The sequence below is a fragment of the Pseudomonas sp. GW821-FHT04C07 genome, from assembly GCF_059420325.1.
This window is the reverse complement of the sequence record NZ_JBWKTM010000018.1, coordinates 84014-101010: the sequence shown is the minus strand read 5'-3', so window position 1 is coordinate 101010 and position 16997 is coordinate 84014. Positions and strand designations below refer to the sequence as shown.

Annotated in this window: 18 protein-coding genes and 1 pseudogene; 13 read left to right on the top strand and 6 right to left on the bottom strand. The window is 57.0% G+C overall.

Features of this window, described 5'->3' with window-relative positions; all coding sequences use genetic code 11:
* The first annotated feature begins 184 nt into the window (after positions 1-184).
* Entirely contained in the window at positions 185-1369 is a 1185-nt protein-coding gene (locus AC07UI_RS26665; protein WP_494995299.1) for an MFS transporter, read from the top strand.
* Positions 1370-1375: 6 nt separating this feature from the next.
* Here AC07UI_RS26665 and AC07UI_RS26660 read toward each other — a convergent pair whose 3' ends face one another.
* The gene (locus AC07UI_RS26660) at positions 1376-2413 is read right to left on the bottom strand and encodes an alpha/beta hydrolase family protein (protein ID WP_494995298.1); all 1038 of its coding nucleotides are present in this window, start codon (positions 2411-2413) and stop codon (positions 1376-1378) included.
* Positions 2414-2664: 251 nt separating this feature from the next.
* A complete protein-coding gene (locus AC07UI_RS26655) occupies positions 2665-3276 on the bottom strand; it encodes an FMN-dependent NADH-azoreductase (protein WP_494995297.1) in 612 nt (203 codons plus the stop codon).
* A gap of 129 nt (positions 3277-3405) precedes the next feature.
* On the opposite strand from AC07UI_RS26655, the gene AC07UI_RS26650 reads away from it, so the two are divergent.
* The gene (locus tag AC07UI_RS26650) at positions 3406-4314 is read left to right on the top strand and encodes a LysR substrate-binding domain-containing protein (protein WP_494995296.1); all 909 of its coding nucleotides are present in this window, start codon (positions 3406-3408) and stop codon (positions 4312-4314) included.
* Positions 4311-4670: an MmcQ/YjbR family DNA-binding protein gene (locus AC07UI_RS26645; RefSeq protein ID WP_494995295.1), complete on the top strand. Its 360-nt coding sequence runs from the start codon at positions 4311-4313 to the stop codon at positions 4668-4670. Before AC07UI_RS26650 ends, AC07UI_RS26645 begins: the two co-directional genes overlap by 4 nt.
* Here AC07UI_RS26645 and AC07UI_RS26640 read toward each other — a convergent pair.
* Together AC07UI_RS26640 and AC07UI_RS26635 are read right to left on the bottom strand one after the other, a co-directional pair.
* Complete coding sequence (locus AC07UI_RS26640; protein ID WP_494995294.1) at positions 4665-5090, bottom strand: DUF1294 domain-containing protein; 426 nt, start codon at positions 5088-5090, stop codon at positions 4665-4667. The genes AC07UI_RS26645 and AC07UI_RS26640 overlap by 6 nt on opposite strands.
* The gene (locus AC07UI_RS26635) at positions 5087-5917 is read right to left on the bottom strand and encodes an undecaprenyl-diphosphate phosphatase (protein WP_494995293.1); all 831 of its coding nucleotides are present in this window, start codon (positions 5915-5917) and stop codon (positions 5087-5089) included. Before AC07UI_RS26635 ends, AC07UI_RS26640 begins: the two co-directional genes overlap by 4 nt.
* 437 nt (positions 5918-6354) lie before the next feature.
* On the opposite strand from AC07UI_RS26635, the gene pnuC reads away from it, so the two are divergent.
* From pnuC to fapF, 8 genes are all read left to right on the top strand, one after another.
* Positions 6355-6918: a nicotinamide riboside transporter PnuC gene (pnuC, locus tag AC07UI_RS26630; RefSeq protein WP_494995292.1), complete on the top strand. Its 564-nt coding sequence runs from the start codon at positions 6355-6357 to the stop codon at positions 6916-6918.
* Positions 6915-7439: an AAA family ATPase gene (locus AC07UI_RS26625; RefSeq protein ID WP_494995291.1), complete on the top strand. Its 525-nt coding sequence runs from the start codon at positions 6915-6917 to the stop codon at positions 7437-7439. Before pnuC ends, AC07UI_RS26625 begins: the two co-directional genes overlap by 4 nt.
* A gap of 329 nt (positions 7440-7768) precedes the next feature.
* A complete protein-coding gene (gene fapA, locus AC07UI_RS26620; protein ID WP_494995290.1) occupies positions 7769-8206 on the top strand; it encodes a functional amyloid chaperone FapA in 438 nt (145 codons plus the stop codon).
* Position 8207: 1 nt separating this feature from the next.
* Entirely contained in the window at positions 8208-8780 is a 573-nt protein-coding gene (fapB, locus tag AC07UI_RS26615) for a fibril amyloid subunit FapB (RefSeq protein ID WP_494995289.1), read from the top strand.
* A gap of 52 nt (positions 8781-8832) precedes the next feature.
* The gene (fapC, locus tag AC07UI_RS26610) at positions 8833-9933 is read left to right on the top strand and encodes an amyloid-like fimbrin subunit FapC (RefSeq protein ID WP_494995288.1); all 1101 of its coding nucleotides are present in this window, start codon (positions 8833-8835) and stop codon (positions 9931-9933) included.
* A 69-nt stretch (positions 9934-10002) separates the two neighbouring features.
* On the top strand, positions 10003-10683 hold the full coding sequence (fapD, locus tag AC07UI_RS26605) for a fibril amyloid maturation endopeptidase FapD (protein ID WP_494995287.1): 681 nt from the start codon (positions 10003-10005) through the stop codon (positions 10681-10683).
* Between the two features lie 33 nt (positions 10684-10716).
* A complete protein-coding gene (fapE, locus tag AC07UI_RS26600; protein WP_494995286.1) occupies positions 10717-11457 on the top strand; it encodes a fibril amyloid subunit FapE in 741 nt (246 codons plus the stop codon).
* A gap of 47 nt (positions 11458-11504) precedes the next feature.
* Positions 11505-12785, top strand: coding sequence for a fibril amyloid transporter FapF (fapF, locus tag AC07UI_RS26595; RefSeq protein ID WP_494995285.1), 1281 nt, complete (start codon positions 11505-11507; stop codon positions 12783-12785).
* 57 nt (positions 12786-12842) lie between these two features.
* Here the strand turns inward: fapF and AC07UI_RS26590 are convergent, their stop codons facing one another.
* Positions 12843-14168 carry a sigma-54 dependent transcriptional regulator gene (locus AC07UI_RS26590; protein WP_494995284.1) on the bottom strand — a complete coding sequence of 442 codons (1326 nt, stop codon included), beginning with the start codon at positions 14166-14168 and terminating at the stop codon, positions 12843-12845.
* Between the two features lie 352 nt (positions 14169-14520).
* Between AC07UI_RS26590 and AC07UI_RS26585 the strand changes: the two genes are divergently transcribed.
* Complete coding sequence (locus AC07UI_RS26585; protein WP_494995283.1) at positions 14521-14787, top strand: hypothetical protein; 267 nt, start codon at positions 14521-14523, stop codon at positions 14785-14787.
* Between the two features lie 151 nt (positions 14788-14938).
* Here the strand turns inward: AC07UI_RS26585 and AC07UI_RS26580 are convergent.
* Positions 14939-15091 (bottom strand): annotated as a pseudogene (locus AC07UI_RS26580) (aldehyde dehydrogenase family protein); the annotation flags it as partial.
* A 391-nt stretch (positions 15092-15482) separates the two neighbouring features.
* Here AC07UI_RS26580 and nhaB point away from each other — a divergent pair.
* Positions 15483-16985, top strand: a complete 1503-nt coding sequence (nhaB, locus tag AC07UI_RS26575) for a sodium/proton antiporter NhaB (RefSeq protein WP_494995282.1) — start codon at positions 15483-15485, stop codon at positions 16983-16985.
* Positions 16986-16997 lie beyond the last annotated feature (12 nt).

Genomic DNA, 16997 nt, shown 5'->3' with positions numbered 1-16997 from the left:
TGTTCTATCACCGAATGTTTCGCCAGTTCCGTAGCGACGATCAAGCATTCCATCCACCAAACGAATCCCACCCACCGAGACATCGGCAGCCCCGCCTCGGCAAACAAATCGTTAGCCTGCTTCCTTTTATTCCACGTCCACGCCATGATGCAACTCTCCAACCGCCGCCCGCGAACGAGCCCTCATGTCTGCGCAACAAATGGCCACACTCAGCTCCATGGCGATCACCCGGCAGATCGTCTCCATCGTTTTCTATACCTTCATCGCATTTCTGTGCATCGGCTTGCCGATCGCCGTGCTGCCCGGTTACGTCCATGAACAACTTGGGTTCAGTGCCGTGGTGGCCGGGCTGACCATCGGTTCGCAATACCTCGCGACCCTGCTCAGCCGCCCCATGGCGGGACGCATGTCGGACAGCATCGGCACCAAGCGCGCGATCATTTATGGCCTGATAGGGATTGTTCTGAGTGGCGGGCTCACGCTGATCTCTACCTTGCTGCAAAGCTTGCCGCTGCTGAGTCTGCTGATTTTGATCGGCGGCCGCTTATTGCTGGGCATCGCCCAAGGTTTGATCGGGGTCGGCACCATCAGTTGGTGCATGGGCCAGGTCGGCGTGGAGCATACCGCCCGCTCGATTTCCTGGAATGGCATAGCGTCTTATGGCGCCATCGCCATTGGCGCACCGCTGGGGGTGGTGATGGTCGGTGAGCTGGGCTTTACCAGTCTGGGCATCGCCCTGTCGCTGTTGGCACTGGCAGCCTTGCTGATGATTCGCAACAAACCCTCGGTTCCCGTCATTCGCGGCGAGCGCCTGCCCTTCCGGGCCGTGTTTGGCCGCATTGCCCCGTTTGGCGCCAGCCTGAGTCTGGCATCGATCGGCTATGGCACCTTGACCACCTTTATTACGCTCTTCTATGTCAGCCGCGGCTGGACCGGTGCCGCGTACTGCCTGACGGTATTCGGGATGTGTTTTATTCTGTCGCGTCTGCTGTTTATCTCCAGCATCAGCCGGTTCGGTGGTTTCACAGCGGCGATTGCCTGTATGTGCATCGAAACCGTGGGGCTGGTATTGCTCTGGCTTGCGCCATCGACAGGCGTTGCCTTGATGGGCGCCGGGATGACCGGATTCGGTTTGTCGCTGGTCTACCCAGCCCTGGGCGTCGAGGCGATCAAGCAGGTACCCAACACCAGTCGCGGTGCGGGGCTGAGTGCTTATGCGGTGTTTTTCGATCTGGCGCTGGCGATTGCCGGGCCATTGATGGGCGCCGTGGCGCTGAACCTGGGGTACTCGTGGATCTTCTTCTGCGCAGCACTGCTTTCGATGACGGGGCTGGGTCTGACCCTGTTATTGAAGTACCGATCCGTGTAGGAACAACTATTGATCGGCGGTCTGCAACCCTGCCCTGCTTGGCTTGCCCAGCTCATGGGAAAAAAAGCGGCCGGCTTCAGAGATCAAGTTGCGGTGAATGTCTTCGCGGTCGACGCCGACAGCGTCGGTACACAAGGCCGGCATCGCCACCAGCTGCTCCTCTGTACAGGGCGCCATGAACACAAAGTGCCCGGCACCGGCCAGCAGCTTGAAATCCGGAGCAGTCGGCAGTTTTCGCGCCAGCGCAGCAGCGTTTTTATCGATAGCCACCAGTTTGTCGCCATCACCGCTATAAAGCAGCACCGGCACATGCACCCCGGACAGCGTATTACGACCGAACTTCAGACTCAGCGGGGCCATCAGTAACAATGCATGAACCCTCGGGTCAGCGACTGGCCGCAAGTCATCGCGATCGACGATCAATTCGCCCTGGGTGTTACAGGCGTCGTTGTCGTCGGGGCGCTCCTGGCAATAACGGCGCAGGCGATCCAGATCCGGCGTGGCACCGGACAGGATCAATGCGGTTTCGCCGCCGGCCGAATAGCCAATCACGCCGACCTGGTCGGCATTGACGAACGGCGACAGCATCGGATCAGCCAGTGTTGCGGTGATCGCTTCGGAAATCTGGATCGGCCGGCCATACAGATTGCTCAATGTGCCGAGGCGACTGTGATCCTTGTAGTTGTCACCGGGGTGTATCACTGCTACCACCACAAAACCTTTGCGCGCCAGCGACGTGGCCAGATCATGCAAAGCCAGCGGGGTCCCGGTATTGCCGTGGGACAGCATCAGCATCGGAAACCGGCCAATCGCAATTTTGGCATCTTTGGAGGCTTCGATCTTATACCCCTCAACCTTGCTTGAATGCTCTATGCCGGTCGATGGGTAGAAGGCAATCGCCCGCATTGGCTGCAAATCCAGCGGATCGAGAAAGCTCATCTCATGGAAGCCGACGCTCCAATGAGGGTGCGGCGCAGGTGCGGCTTGCACTGTATTCAGGCTGCTGAGCAGGCAGATCAGTAACACTGCACAAAGACGCATCATGGGATGCCCTACCTTTGCTGCGTAATTAGAAAGCCCGTTTTTTGCTGCCAGCCCTTACAGCCAAGGCTTTGTGCCAGTCCTGGCCACTTCTGAGGCATGCACAGCGCGGGGTCGGTAACCCATGAGTGCATAACCCGGGCCAAAACCTGAAACGTCAAAAACAAAAAACTCCGTACCCTGACCATCTACTGATGGGCAGGGTACAGAGTTTAGTGGGTATTACCTGAGCCATTTACTTTTTTACACTAGTTTTACGCAGCGGCGAACAACTGCTCGCTGATTTGCACCTGGGCATCGCTCATGGCTTTAACGCGGACTTCGTCACCGTAGGCCAGGCCGTGGGCACGGACGAACTCGATGTCAGTGATGCCCATGAAGCCGAGCATGACTTTCAAGTACTCTTCGTGGCCGACGCCGGTAGCCTGGCCGACGTGCATACCGCCGGAAGTCGAAACCACGACGACTTTCTTGTTACCGCACAGACCTTCAGGACCGGCTTCGGTATAACGGAAGGTCTGGCCGGCAACTGCGATGCGGTCGATCCAGGCTTTCAATTGGGTTGGAATGGTGAAGTTGTACATTGGCGCGGCGATGACTACGGCATCAGCCGCAAGGAATTCGGCCAGGGTCGAAGCACTCAGCTGCGCTTCGTGCTGCTGTGCAGCATCGCGCAGTTCAGCGGTGGTGCCGGCGGCAACCAGAGTGGCGGCGGAGAAGTGGCTGATCGCGTCGCTTGCCAGGTCACGGTAAGTCACCACAGCTGCCGGCTCTGCGGCTTGCCAGGCGTGAACGACGCTGCGGCTGAGCTGACGGGAAGCCGAGTTGTCGCCCAGGATGCTCGAATCAATATGCAAGAGTTTCATGTGGGATCTCCAAGTGAGGATCGCCACCGGGCGATCAAGTGAGGACAATCCTACAGATGAAACCAATGGCTGATTAGTCGACAATAATGCGATAGTTCGTCCCACTGATAGAACAATCGAGTCCTGACCATGCAAGACCTGAATGACCTCTACTATTTCGCCAAGGTCGTGGAAGCCGGCGGTTTCGCCGCCGCAGGGCGCTTGCTGGGCATTCCAAAGTCGCGTCTGTCCCGGCGCATTGCCGAGTTGGAGGAGCGACTCAACGCCCGCCTGCTGCAGCGCACCACACGCCAATTGAAGTTGACCGCCGTCGGTGAGCGTTACCTGCGGCACTGCCAAGCCATGCTACTGGAAGCGGAAATGGCCGACGAAGCTGTCGCCAGCATGTCCAGCGAACCTCGCGGACGCCTGCGGGTGTCGTGCCCGGTTGGCCTGGCCCATGAGTTTCTGCCCTCGGTGATCAGCACTTTTCTGGAGAAATTCCCCCAGGTTCAGCTTGAGATGACGTTACTCAACCGCCGCGTTGACCTGGTGACCGAAGGCATCGATGTCGCCTTGAGAGTGCGAGAAATCGGGGATGAAGATCCACTGCTGGTCACCCGCCGTCTGCGCCAGGCCCAAATGGTGATGATTGCAAGCCCGGCCTTTCTGCGCGAACGGGAAATCAACAGTCCTGAGGACTTGAAAAACGTCCCGGTGCTGGGCGCGCTGGAGGCCGACCGCATGGTGCATTTGCGCATGCTGGATAAGCACGGAAAAATCTGTGAGTTGACCCTTGAAGCGCGCTTGGGCATCGATGATTTTATTGTGCGCAAAGCCAGCACGCTGGCAGGTTTGGGCTTCACTATCCTGCCGATGATGTATTGCGAGCAGGAGCTGGAAAACGGCCAGCTGGTGCAGCTACTGCCCGATTGGTCGTTGCCTGGCGGATGGCTGCTGGCGGTCTACCCTCATCGACGCGGCCTGCTGCCTGCGGTGCGCGCCTGGATTGATCATCTGACCGATTCGTTCAAAAGCTGCGGAGATCGACTGCTATGAAAGCCAGGCCCATGACTGAAGAAGATGTGGCGCACTTCTGCCTGGCACTGCCCGGTGCCAGGGAAGATTACAAATGGGGTGGTGTGCGGGTGTTCTCGATTGCCGGGAACAAGATGTTTGCGCTGCAGAACCTGCGGGGTGCGTCACTGGCCTTCAAGGTCGATAAAGAGCTGTTTCTCGGCCATGTCGACCGCCCGGGCATTCATCCTGCGCCTTATCTGGCACGGGCGCAGTGGATCATCATGGAAACGCCCTACCCGCTGGCCACCGAAGAACTGCAAGGCTTGCTGCAACGCTCCCATCAATTGGTGGTCAGCAAGTTGCCCAAGCGCATGCAGATCGGCTTACAGCTATAGGGAAAACAGCCTGGCGCCAAGGAACAACCGGTCGACCCAGAACACCTGGTGCAGCAGGACGATCGCCCAGAACACCAGCTGATACGAGACCTTGCGCGTCTTGTGCCGAAAAAACTGTTGAGCCAACAAAGCCCCTGGCCAGCCACCGGCCAGTTCCAGGGCATGCAGGACGTTTTCCGGAGTTCGCCAACTGTCGGCGCGGGCCTTGCGCTTGTCACTCCAGTACAGGAAAAACGCCAGTACGCTCACAACTCCATAGGCTGCCAAGGGAATCAAAGAGACACCCCGCAGCCACAGGAGTACCGAGCCCAAGACCGGCAGCGCACACAACACCAGGAACACCAGCCCTTTGAATCGCGGGTTTTGAATGGCAACCCCGGGCTTTGGCCCGAAGTTGCTACGCGGCCGAAGTTCGATCACGGTTTGGCAGCCGCCCAGTCGACCCAGCCAAACTGCCAGGTGGCGAGAATCAGCAGGCCAAAGGCAATCCGGTACCAGGCAAATGCCGCGTAGCTGTGGCTGGCAATGAACTTGAGCAGCCCCTTGACCGCAATCATCGCGAAGATGAACGCGGTAACGAAGCCAATGGCGAAGACTGGAAAGTCATCGGGCTGGAATAAATGACGGTATTTGTAGCCCGAGTACACCGCCGCACCGACCATGGTCGGCATTGCCAGAAAGAATGAAAACTCCGTAGCGGTTTTGCGCGACAGGCCGAACAGCAAGCCACCGATAATGGTTGAGCCGGAGCGGGAGGTGCCAGGAATCATCGCCAGACACTGGGCAAAGCCGACTTTCAACGCGTCTTTCCAGGTGATTTCGTCGACGCTTTCGGCATGCACTTCATGTTGACGTTGCTCGGCCCAGAGCATGATGATCCCGCCCACCACCAACGCTGTAGCGACGGTAATCGGGTTAAAGAGGTAATGGTGAATCAGGTTGGCGAAAATCACCCCCAACACCACGGCCGGCATAAAGGCAATCAGCAGATTGACGGTAAATCGTTGGGCATTGCGTTGTGTCGGCAACCCGAGAACAACATCCAGGATCTTGCGGCGAAACTCCCAGACCACAGCCAGAATCGCCCCGAGCTGGATGATGATGTTGAAGGCCATGGCCCTTTCCCCACCAAAATTCAGCAAGTCCGCGACAATAATCTGGTGCCCGGTACTGGAAATGGGCAAGAACTCTGTGAGCCCTTCTACAACTCCTAAAATCAATGCCTGAGTGGCGGTCCAAAGATCCATCTATCCCCCATGAAGCCATGCCCCAGGCATGCCTCGTTAATATATTTCATAGCGTACAGTGCGATAGCGCAGCTGAATTCCTGCGCGCACAAGATCAACAAAAACCGTAAAAAAGCTTGAAAAAACAAGCCGTATTCAGGTTTTTCATGCGCGGCCGAAATGCTACCAGACATACCCGATTAACGCTGTAGCCTTAGTACACTTGGGTAACGTTGGCTCCCAAAGCATTCCGGGATGCTGGCGGGCATTTATGACAAGAAAAAGAATACGCCGTGACGGGTTATCAAAAGCGGGTGCTCAATGCGGCCATTGATGTGGCCCGGGCCGTTGAGCAAGGCTCCGATCTTTGCGCAAATACCCCGATCACGCTGATTAACGCGTCAGGCCACTCTCTGGTTACAATCGCCCCCCCTCTTCGACTACCCCAAGGAATCCGCATGTCCGGGCTTGAACTGTTTGCCGCCGCGCTCGGTGTAATTGCCGTCTGGCTGACAGTCAAACAGAACCCCTGGTGCTGGCCGATCGGCCTGGTCATGGTGCTGCTCTACAGCTGGATCTTCTTTGAGGTGAAACTGTATTCGGACATGCTCCTGCAAGTGATCTATGCCGCGTTGCAGCTCTATGGCTGGTGGCAATGGACTCGCGCGGGCGAGGCTCGGCAGGGACGGCCAGTCAGTCAACTGGACACTCCATCGATGCTGCTTGGCCTTGCTGTCGGTGCAGTCGGCAGTCTGCTGCTGGGGGCTGCCATGGCCTACTGGACGGATGCGGCTCAGCCATGGCTGGACGCCGCGCTGACCGGATTCAGCCTGGTCGCACAACTGTGGATGGCGCAGAAGCGCGTGCAGTGCTGGCCACTGTGGATTGCGGTGGATGTGATTTTCGTTGGTCTGTTCGTCTACAAGGGCCTGTACCTGACAGCCGCGCTCTATGGCCTGTTTACCCTGCTGGCCGTGCAAGGCTGGCGGGAATGGCGCGCTGCTCCGGCGTTGCGCGCATGAAAGTACTGGTCTTGAGCGGCCCGGAATCCAGCGGCAAGAGTTGGCTGGCCGCCGAGTTGCAAGCCCGTTTCGGCGGGTTGCTGGTGGGCGAGTACGTGCGGCGCTTTATCGAAAAGGAGGCCCGCGAAACCTGCTACGAGGATATTTCGGTGATTGCACTTGGCCAGCTACGGTGGGAGGACAGGGCTCGCGCCAGACAACCATCACTGTTGATCCTCGACACCCACCTGCTGAGCAACATGCTCTGGAGCCATGCGCTGTTCGGTGACTGCCCGGCCTGGATCGAAGAAGCCTTGCTGGCGCGGCACTACGATCTGCACCTGCTGCTCAGCCCGGAGGCGGTCGTCTGGACTGACGACGGTCAACGCTGTCAGCCGGATCTTGCCGATCGCCAGGCATTTTTCCAGGCCAGTCGCGATTGGCTCGACCGGCACCAGCAGACTTACCAGATGCTGCGTGGCGACTGGGCACAGCGCAGGCGCGATGCATTCGAGGCGGTTAATCGGCTGCTGGGCGCCTGACTTCAGCACGCCCCGCCCGGCAAGATGTCCATTCCTGAAACACCCTCCTCCCCACAAACCCGCCAAATGAAGCGGCTCAAGCCTCGCCGGGGGCAAAGTGTTAATCAACGGAAACAGTCGATCTACACAGTCCATGATGAGCAATGGCGGACAGATAAACGGCGCAATGCCCGGCCATCTGTCTCAGCGTCGTTACAACAAATTTTGACTCCTGCAACAAAGAATCACAACCCACTGTTTTAACTATAAAAATAAAAGGCGGCACACCTTCTGCTCTCTTCCTCGCAACGCTGAGAAGGGCCAGCGCACTTTAAGAAGGAATTGCCGTCGTGGGGAATATCGATAAAGGCATTTTTCGCCTCCTGCTGATCGGATGTGCATTGGGTTCGAGTATCAGTCTGCCTGTCCAGGCCGGCGATGGGGTCATCGTCCTGATGCGGGAGGTCCAACCGCGTTCCGCGACTCGCCCCCCCCTGGTTCCCGACCCTAACCCCTTGACCGCCAATGCCAACCCCTCCAGGCAAGTCATCAGTGCAACGAACGAATTGACGGACGGCGACTTTGCCAGCATCAGCAGCGGCGCAGGCATCACCGGAATGATCGCTCAAGGCACCGGCACGCTGCGCGGCAACATCAACGATCAGACACAGCTGCCCGGCGTGTCCGCTGGACATTCCCCAGGTTCCGGCAACGGTATTGCCAACAGGATCAACGGAACCATCCAGCAAGGCCTGGGCGGTCTGAAAATGATCTCGGGAGACCGTTGAAATGAATCGCACTCTGCTGATTCTGGCCATGTTTTGCAGTGCGCCGACCTTTGCCCAACCTCCTGTCATCGATACTGCCTCCATCGACAACTCCGGCAGGCAGTACCAAGGCAACTTCTCGGTCAACCAGGCTGCCGGCGATCAGCAACAACAGGCCAACGCCCGAGCCATCGCAATTGACACCGACGCCAGCGCCACCACGCAGATTCGCCAACGGTTGCGTACTCATGTCGATCCCAGGATCGATGCCCAGTCAACCATTAAAGGCGACTCCTTCAGTAACGGCAATGGCGTACTGGGGGTCAACCAGAGCTCGGGCGCCAGCAACCAGCAAGCCAACGCCCTGCGGATAAGCATCAGTGCTACGCCGCAAAGTATCGACGACAGCGTCCTCATGCAACAGAACGTGGCACTGCTCAACAACTCCGATTCAACCGATCTTACTCCTGGCCATCGCCAGGTCGCTACCAGCGACCAGGCCTTCACCGGTAGCCGTGGGGTGATCCAGTTGAATCAGAGCGCCGGGGTGGGAAACCGAACGGCCAACACCCTGAGCGTACGGGTCGCGGATTGACCCAAACAGGTAAGAACAACACTTAACCTAAAATAAAGTACGGAGAATCACCATGAAACCCTCGATGGCAATCAAGCCTCTGGTTTTCGCAATTGCTGCGGTCATGGCTGTTGCTGTACAAGCTGCAGATCCACAACCAAATCCAAAAGACACCACCAACGCCGGCGGCACCGCGAAAGCCTGGGATACACAAACCAGCATTGGCAACTACATCCTCAATGAAGGGACTAAAAACAAAGCCGAGATGAACAACTCGGCCACGGGCGCCTCCGGTAACGTGGGCGTCAACGTTGCAGCAGGCGACGGCAACCAACAAGACAACGCTGCCGCCATTGCCAGCGGCGATGGTTCGTTTGTCTTTGGTTCAGCGTTGGCAACCGCTCAGGTCACGCAAACCGGCGACAGTAACTCGGTCGACAACTTCTCCACTACAAACAGCGCCACTATGAGCGGTTCGGCCAACGGCGGCAGCGGCAACCTGGGCATCAACATGACTGCCGGCGACCTTAACCAACAGAAAAACACCATGGCGATCGCTGTGTCTGGCGGTAAGCACGCTACCGCAACCGCAAGTGCCGATCAGCAAGGCCTTGGCCTGATGGTGAATAACAAAGCCGATCGGACGTTCCGCAAGGATACGCTGTCGTCTACCAACTCATCCAGCGGTCATTCCTCTTCCAGTAATTCATCCAGTTTGCACGTTGAGAAGCACGTTGATAAGCGCTTTGAGAAGGACGTTGATAAGAAAGTTGCTGTGAAAGCTGATGTGAAAATTGATGTGGACGCTGCCAAGACCGTTACTAAGGATGATGGCCGTCACGAGCGCCGCAGTGCAACTTTCGACGCATCGATCAAGGCAAAGGTCGACGCATCGGTCGAAAAATCGTTCGACAAAAAGGTCCACGAAAAGGTCGACAATTCGTTCGACAAATCGCGCGAATTCAGTGAGAGCAGTTCTTTTGAATTGAGCAACACAGTGTCCTGGCAAGTGCTGACCCCAACTGGCTGGGCAAACCCTGTGACCAACACTGCTACCTTGAACGGTTCGGTTAATGGCGGCAGTGGCAACCTGGGCGTCAACGTGGCTGCCGGTGTTGGCAACCAACAAAGCAACTCGCTGTCCATTGCAGCCGGTTGCAAAACTTGCCTGTAAGCTAATTTCCAGGGTCTGGAGGCCCCCTTCGGGGGGCCTTTTCTCACTACTACACGAAGGCATCCGACCATGCGTATTTTCGCCCTGGCGCTCCTGCTTTGTCTGGCTGGCCTGAGCGAAGCAGGACAAATGCCGCTTTCCGTCTTGCCAGGTGGAACGGTCGTTTTCAAACCGATCCAGAGCGTACGTGAGCGCAAATTCGCCGACCTGGTCCAACAGAAAACCGACTTCAGTTGCGGCGCAGCTTCCCTGGCCACCATATTGCGCCAGGCCTATTGGCTGGACGTGAATGAAGAACAAATCATCGAAGGCATGCTGGCTCACTCCGACCAGGATCTGGTCCGCGTCCAGGGCTTCTCCATGCTCGACATGAAGCATTATGTGGAAAGTATCGGCATGCGGGCCCGTGGTTACCGGGTATCGCCGGAAGGTCTGACCAGTGTCGCCATTCCGGTCATCGTGCTGATGGACATCCGCGGCTACAAGCACTTCGTGGTCATGCAAAAAGCGGAGAAAGACTGGGTGTATATCGGTGATCCGGTACTCGGTCACAAACGCTTCAAGTTCGACGACTTTGTCAAAGGCTGGAACGGCATCATCTTCGCCGTCATAGGCCAGGGCTACGACAAGACCAACGTCTTGCGCGAACCACCTATGCCACTGACCGCCAAGAACCGCATCAACACCTTCAGCCCGGTGCAGGACGCAGAGTTGATGGATTTCGGATTCATCCAGAGCGACTTCTTCTAATGGCAAGGGAGCACGAAGCTCCGGGAGCATCCAATGAAGACTCCATACTGGCTGGCCGTCGTTTGCCTGGCCGCCAGCCTGCCGATCCAGGCACAAGCGTTCAAACCGATTGAACTCAAGGATCAGGAATTGGCAACCCTGCGTGGCCGGTATGTCATGCCGGGCCGGATCATCAGTTTCGGGATTGTCATGACTAGCACCTGGCAAAATGCCAGCAGTGAAGTGATCGGGGCAACCTCCTCGATGCAGATTCAAGAATCGACCATCAAGCCGCAGTTCTATGTGTCGATAATCGACAAAAAAGGTGATGGCTCGGCGCCCTCACAAGGGGCCGGCAATGTCAGCGGCGGCAGCGGCCTCAGCACCACCCAGGGTGTAACCCAGGTCGTGCGCGCCGCCGGCGACTACAACAGCGCGTACAACAATGTCGACATCAACGTCAAAGAAGCCAACCAGGCACCACAAATGGATACCCAAGGCCAGCCATTGACCGCCGGCACGACCCTGTCCGCCTCCAACGGTGCCGGGACCTTCAGTATGTCGTCGAGTGGCGCGGGCGTGCAATTGAACATCCAGGCCAACAACAATCAGGGCAGTTCCATGCAACGTATTGCCCAGGGCGGCCTGATGCAGAACGCGACCTTGCTCGGCGGCAGAAACCAGGTGAACAACCTGACGTCCCTCAATGTCGTCCTGCGCAACAACCTGCCGACAGCCGGGGCGCTGGACTGCAGTCTGGACCAACTGAAAGGCCTACGCACTCTGGGATACTGATCTACGCTCAGTCTCATAAAAATGTAGTCAGAAGGGACGGCTAACCCATGCACCGATCGTTTTCGTTAAAAGCAGTCGTTTGTTTGAGTACCCTGGTCCCGGCCACATTGTTGCAAGCAGCACCGGACCCCCAGGTAGAAGCCCTAAAACAAGAACTCACGGAGCTGAAAACACGTTACGAAGCACAACAGAAGGCGCTGATGGTACTTGAACAGCGCGTTAAGCAAGTCGAAGAAACACCTGCAACACCTGTCCCCAAACGCCTGACCAAATCCCCGGCCGAACAGACCAGAGGTGGTCAGGCGGTGGCCACCGGTGCACCTGGAACCACGGGCAGCTCCTACGGGCAGTCGCTCAAGGAAGATTCGGCACCGGCACAAAGCGTTTCCAACCTCTACGACGAAGCCAGCGGTTTCTTCGGCGGGGGCAAGTTCAGTGTCGAAACCGGCCTGACCTACACCCACTACGATACCCGGCAGCTGGTTCTTAACGGTTTTCTGGCACTGGACTCGATTTTTCTCGGCAACATCAACATCGACAAGATCAAGGCCGACACCTGGACCCTGGACCTGACAGCCCGCTACAACCTGGCGCAACGCTGGCAATTCGACGTCAACGTCCCGGTCGTCTATCGCGAATCGACGTACTCTTCTGGTGGTGCAGGAGGCGCAGCCCCGGTCTCATCCGAGGCCACCGTTACCCGCGATCCGACCATAGGCGATGTCAACTTTGGTATTGCCTACAAGTTCCTCGATGAATCGGTCAACCTGCCCGATGCGGTCGTCACTCTGCGAGTCAAGGCGCCGACGGGTAAAAATCCGTACGGAATCAAGCTGGTCAATGACCCGAACAACGACAATTTGTCGGTACCTCAGTCACTCCCTACCGGCAACGGTGTCTGGTCGATTACCCCGGGTATCTCGTTGGTCAAGACCTACGACCCTGCCGTGCTCTTCGGCAGCCTGGCCTATACCTACAACAAGCAGGATTCATTCAGCGATATCAGCCCCACTATAAATACCAAGGTCCCGGGAGACGTGAAACTGGGCGATTACTGGCAGGTCGGCGCCGGCATTGCGTTTGCCTTGAACGAGAAGATGAGTATGTCGTTTTCGTTTTCCGACCAATTCGCCCGCAAAAGCAAAGTCAGACCGGACGGCCAGGGCTGGTCAACAATCCCGGACAGCGACTACAACGCTGCCAACTTCAACATCGGCCTGACCCTGGCGGCAACCGACAAACTGACGATAGTCCCCAACCTCGCCATCGGCTTGACCCAGGACGCACCGGCCTTCTCCTTCAGCCTGAAATTCCCGTACTACTTCTAACGGCCACTCAAACGGCAAAGCCCGCTTCGGCGGGCTTTGCCGTTTGAAGCTTGAACGTCAGCGTATCTGGTGCTTGTGCAACAAGCGGTAGAAGGTAGGCCGCGAAATACCGAGCACTCTTGCCGCGATACTCAAGTTGTCACTGTGGCGATTCAACACATCGCACAGCGCCTGGCGTTCGGCGCTGTGTTTGTAGTCCTCAAGTGTTCCCATGGGCGCTGCAATGGCCTGATGGCTGAGTAACCCCAAGTCCCGGGCTTCGATTTGCCGCCCTTCGGCCAGGACCAATCCCCGGCGAACACGGTTGGCCAGTTCACGCACATTGCCCGGCCAGTCATGTTTGCCCATGGCGATCAGCGCGTCCTCACTGAAACTGCGCGGACGCCGCCCGGTTTCCTGGCTGTAAAAGTGGGAAAAATGGTTGGCCAGCTTCGGCAGGTCACCATGGCGCTCGCGTAAAGGCGCGGTGACGACCTGTAAAACGTTCAGCCGATAATACAGATCTTCACGAAAACGCTTTTTCTCGATAGCGGATTCAAGATCGACGTGGGTCGCTGCCAGTACCCGTACATCGACCGGAATAGGCTGGCTGCCACCGACCCGCTCAATGTGCTTTTCCTGTAAAAACCGCAGCAGATTGGCTTGTAACTCCAACGGCAGGTCGCCGATCTCGTCGAGAAACAGCGTGCCGCCGTGGGCCGCCTCGATACGTCCGACCTTGCGCTGGTGAGCGCCGGTAAAAGCGCCCTTTTCATGACCAAAGAGTTCGGACTGAATCAGATGTTCAGGGATAGCACCGCAATTGATCGCCACAAACGGCTTGCTGCGGCGTTGTGACTGCCGGTGCAAGGTTCTAGCCACCAACTCCTTGCCGGTGCCGCTCTCGCCGCGGATCAAAACCGGCGATTCGGTAGGCGCCAGTTTGCTCAACAGTTTGCGCAACTCGCGAATCGGCCGACTGTCACCGAGCAATTCATGTTCCAGCTTATAAACATGAATCGAGCCTTGGCCGCGCAACCGTGCCATGCCGAATGCACGCCCCAGGGTTACCTGAACCCTGGACACATCGAACGGCAAGGTATGAAAGTCAAAAAACCATTCGCAGACAAAATCACCGACATTCTGCAAACGCAGAACGTCCTGGCTAAGCACAGCGATCCATTCGGTTCCGCTGTGGCTGATCAATTCCTTGACCGCCTCCTGTCGCTCCAGGTGAAACGGCTGCAGCCGGAGCAGGCCGACATCGCAGGAACGGTCAGAGGCCGATTCCAGCGTACAACTGTCTACATCCCAACCCACCAAGCGCAATCCGGGCAGCAGACGGTGACAATCATCACAGGGATCGACCACTAGCAATCGTCGTAAGGCAGGTGTTTCGATCATGACTGTTCCTTGGCGCCAAATTTATGAAATGTTATTAGAAACAGTCATTTGGCAGAACCAGTTGTAACATTAGCAATATTTTGACGCCCTCTTGTATCAATTGATTATAGGGCTAAGACCGAATCCTTCCGAGTTCGTTATAAGGAGGAAGGCTATTAGCTGCCTAACTAATTAAAACCTTTCATTCAGCTTTCAAAATCGCGGTTTAAGCATTGTGAATAAAAAAAGTTTAAAAAACTTGTTATCGTGTGTGACCTGCCCCCACTCTGCGGGCATCAGTACAAGTAACCAGCCGAAAGGTAAGCCCAACCGACGGCACATCACTTGTTTGGGCACAAGGAGAGAAGACCCCATGAACGCCCCGCTCCGCATCAACGAAGCACTTTTGATTGCCGGCCACGCATTCGAGCCTTTTCAATGCGTTGCCTGGGCCCCGCAAGACGGTAATGGCGAACTCAGCCTGACCGTTATCGACCGGACCAACACCCATATTGGCCGCAAACAGATTCCGAGCAGTGCCTATTCCGACCCGGCGCAACTGGAAAGTCTGCTGGAAGAGGTACGTGCCGAGTTGAGCCAGGAAGGTTATAAACTGCAATCCTGGACAATGCCGGAATAAGCACGCTCACGGATCACTATCAGTGATCCGCGCAACGCTCTCGCCCAACTCTGGATATACCGCCTTTCGTCGCGTTTGCTTTAATGCTTGAAAGCGATCTGGCGGTATATCAGCTTCTTGAAGTTCCCCGGTTCCCTCCCGTTTACGATTTTCAATGTCGTATGCAAACAGATTTGGTTTCAGTGAACGCGTCGAGCCAATCGGCGCCGAAATCTCGCCCGTTTCCAGACTGTTTGAAACCACCAAAAGGCATGTTCGCATCAATGAGCGTGTGGCTGTTGACCCATACCGTACCGGCCTCAATCAGCGAGAGACGGTCGTCGGGATTGATGACTAGCGTAGGTGAAACGTAAAAACCGTCACCGTTGGGCACCATTGCGCCGCTGATCAATTCAGCGTGGTGGCCGGGGATGTGGAAGTGACCAATCAGCTGGTAGAACTGGTGGCCAGCTATGACATTTTGACCTTGGTGGTGAAACGCGAGGAGTAACCACGGCTGCAGATCGTTCCCACGCTTCCGCGTGGGAATGCCGCCTTGGACGCTCTGCGTCCGCCCCTTGGTGACAAGGAGCGTCACGGGATGCATTCCTTTGCTGCGCGTGGGAACGATCCTCAGGCCTGAAGGCTTTTTCCCACACTTGATCTTCCCTTTCGCTTACGGCAACTTGCGCGCCTCTCACTACAAGGAGCTGCCGATGTCCGGTTCAATGGCCCAGGCGTTCGCGCACAATTTTCTCGGGCATTCACCACGCTGGTACAAGGCAGGCATTGTCGCGTTCCTGATCCTCAACCCGCTGGTACTCTGGACCGTCGGCCCGGTGGCTGCCGGTTGGTTGCTGGTGGTGGAGTTCATTTTTACCCTGGCCATGGCACTCAAGTGCTACCCGCTGATGCCCGGCGGATTACTGATGGTCGAAGCCCTGCTGTTGCGCTTGACCACGCCTCAGGCACTGTATGACGAACTGCTGCATAACTTCCCGGTCATCCTGCTGCTGATGTTCATGGTGGCGGGCATTTATTTCATGAAAGACCTATTGCTGTTCCTGTTCTCGCGCCTGCTGCTGGGGGTTCGGTCCAAGGCGTTGTTGGGGTTGATGTTCTGCTTTCTCTCGGCGTTTCTGTCGGCGTTTCTCGATGCCTTGACGGTAACGGCAGTGATCATCAGCGCCGCGGTGGGGTTTTACTCGGTCTATCACCGTGTTGCCTCGGGCAATGATCCACGCCAGGACAGCGAGTTCAGCGACGACAAACACCTGCCGAAGCTACACCACAAAGACCTTGAACAGTTCCGCGCCTTTCTGCGCAGCCTGCTGATGCACGGTGCAGTGGGCACCGCCCTGGGTGGTGTCTGTACGCTGGTGGGCGAGCCACAGAACTTGCTGATCGGCCATGAGATGGGCTGGCACTTTTCCGGGTTCTTCCTGAAGATCGCCCCGGTATCGCTGCCGGTCCTGGTGGCAGGCCTGGTGACTTGCGTGCTGTTGGAGAAGTTGCGCTGGTTCGGTTACGGCACCTTGCTGCCGGATAACGTGCGCGCAGTACTGGCCAACTATGCCGCTGAAGACAGCGCCGAACGCACCTCCCGTCAGCGCGCGGCGCTATTGGTTCAGAGCCTGGCGGCACTGATTCTGATCGCCGGGCTGGCGTTTCACATCGCCGAAGTCGGCCTGATCGGCTTGATGGTGATCGTGCTGATCACCTCGTTCACCGGCATCACTGAAGAACACCGCATCGGCAACGCCTTCAAGGACGCAATGCCATTCACCGCATTGTTGGTGGTGTTTTTCGCGGTGGTGGCGGTGATCCACGATCAACAACTGTTTACCCCATTGATTCAGTGGGTGCTGGCCCTGCCGCCCGAGCAACAACCGGGCATGCTGTTTATCGCCAACGGCCTGCTATCGGCCATCAGCGATAACGTGTTCGTGGCGACGATTTACATCACAGAAGTGAAACAGGCGTTCATTTCCGGTCATATGAGTCGCGAACACTTCGAGACCCTGGCCATCGCCATCAATACCGGCACTAACCTGCCGAGCGTGGCGACGCCAAATGGGCAAGCAGCGTTTTTGTTTTTGCTGACGTCGGCGATTGCGCCGCTGATTCGTTTATCGTACGGGCGAATGGTATGGATGGCGCTGCCATATACGGTGGTAATGGGTGTGCTGGGCTGGTTTGCGGTCAGTTACTGGCTGTAAGCCGAAAGATAA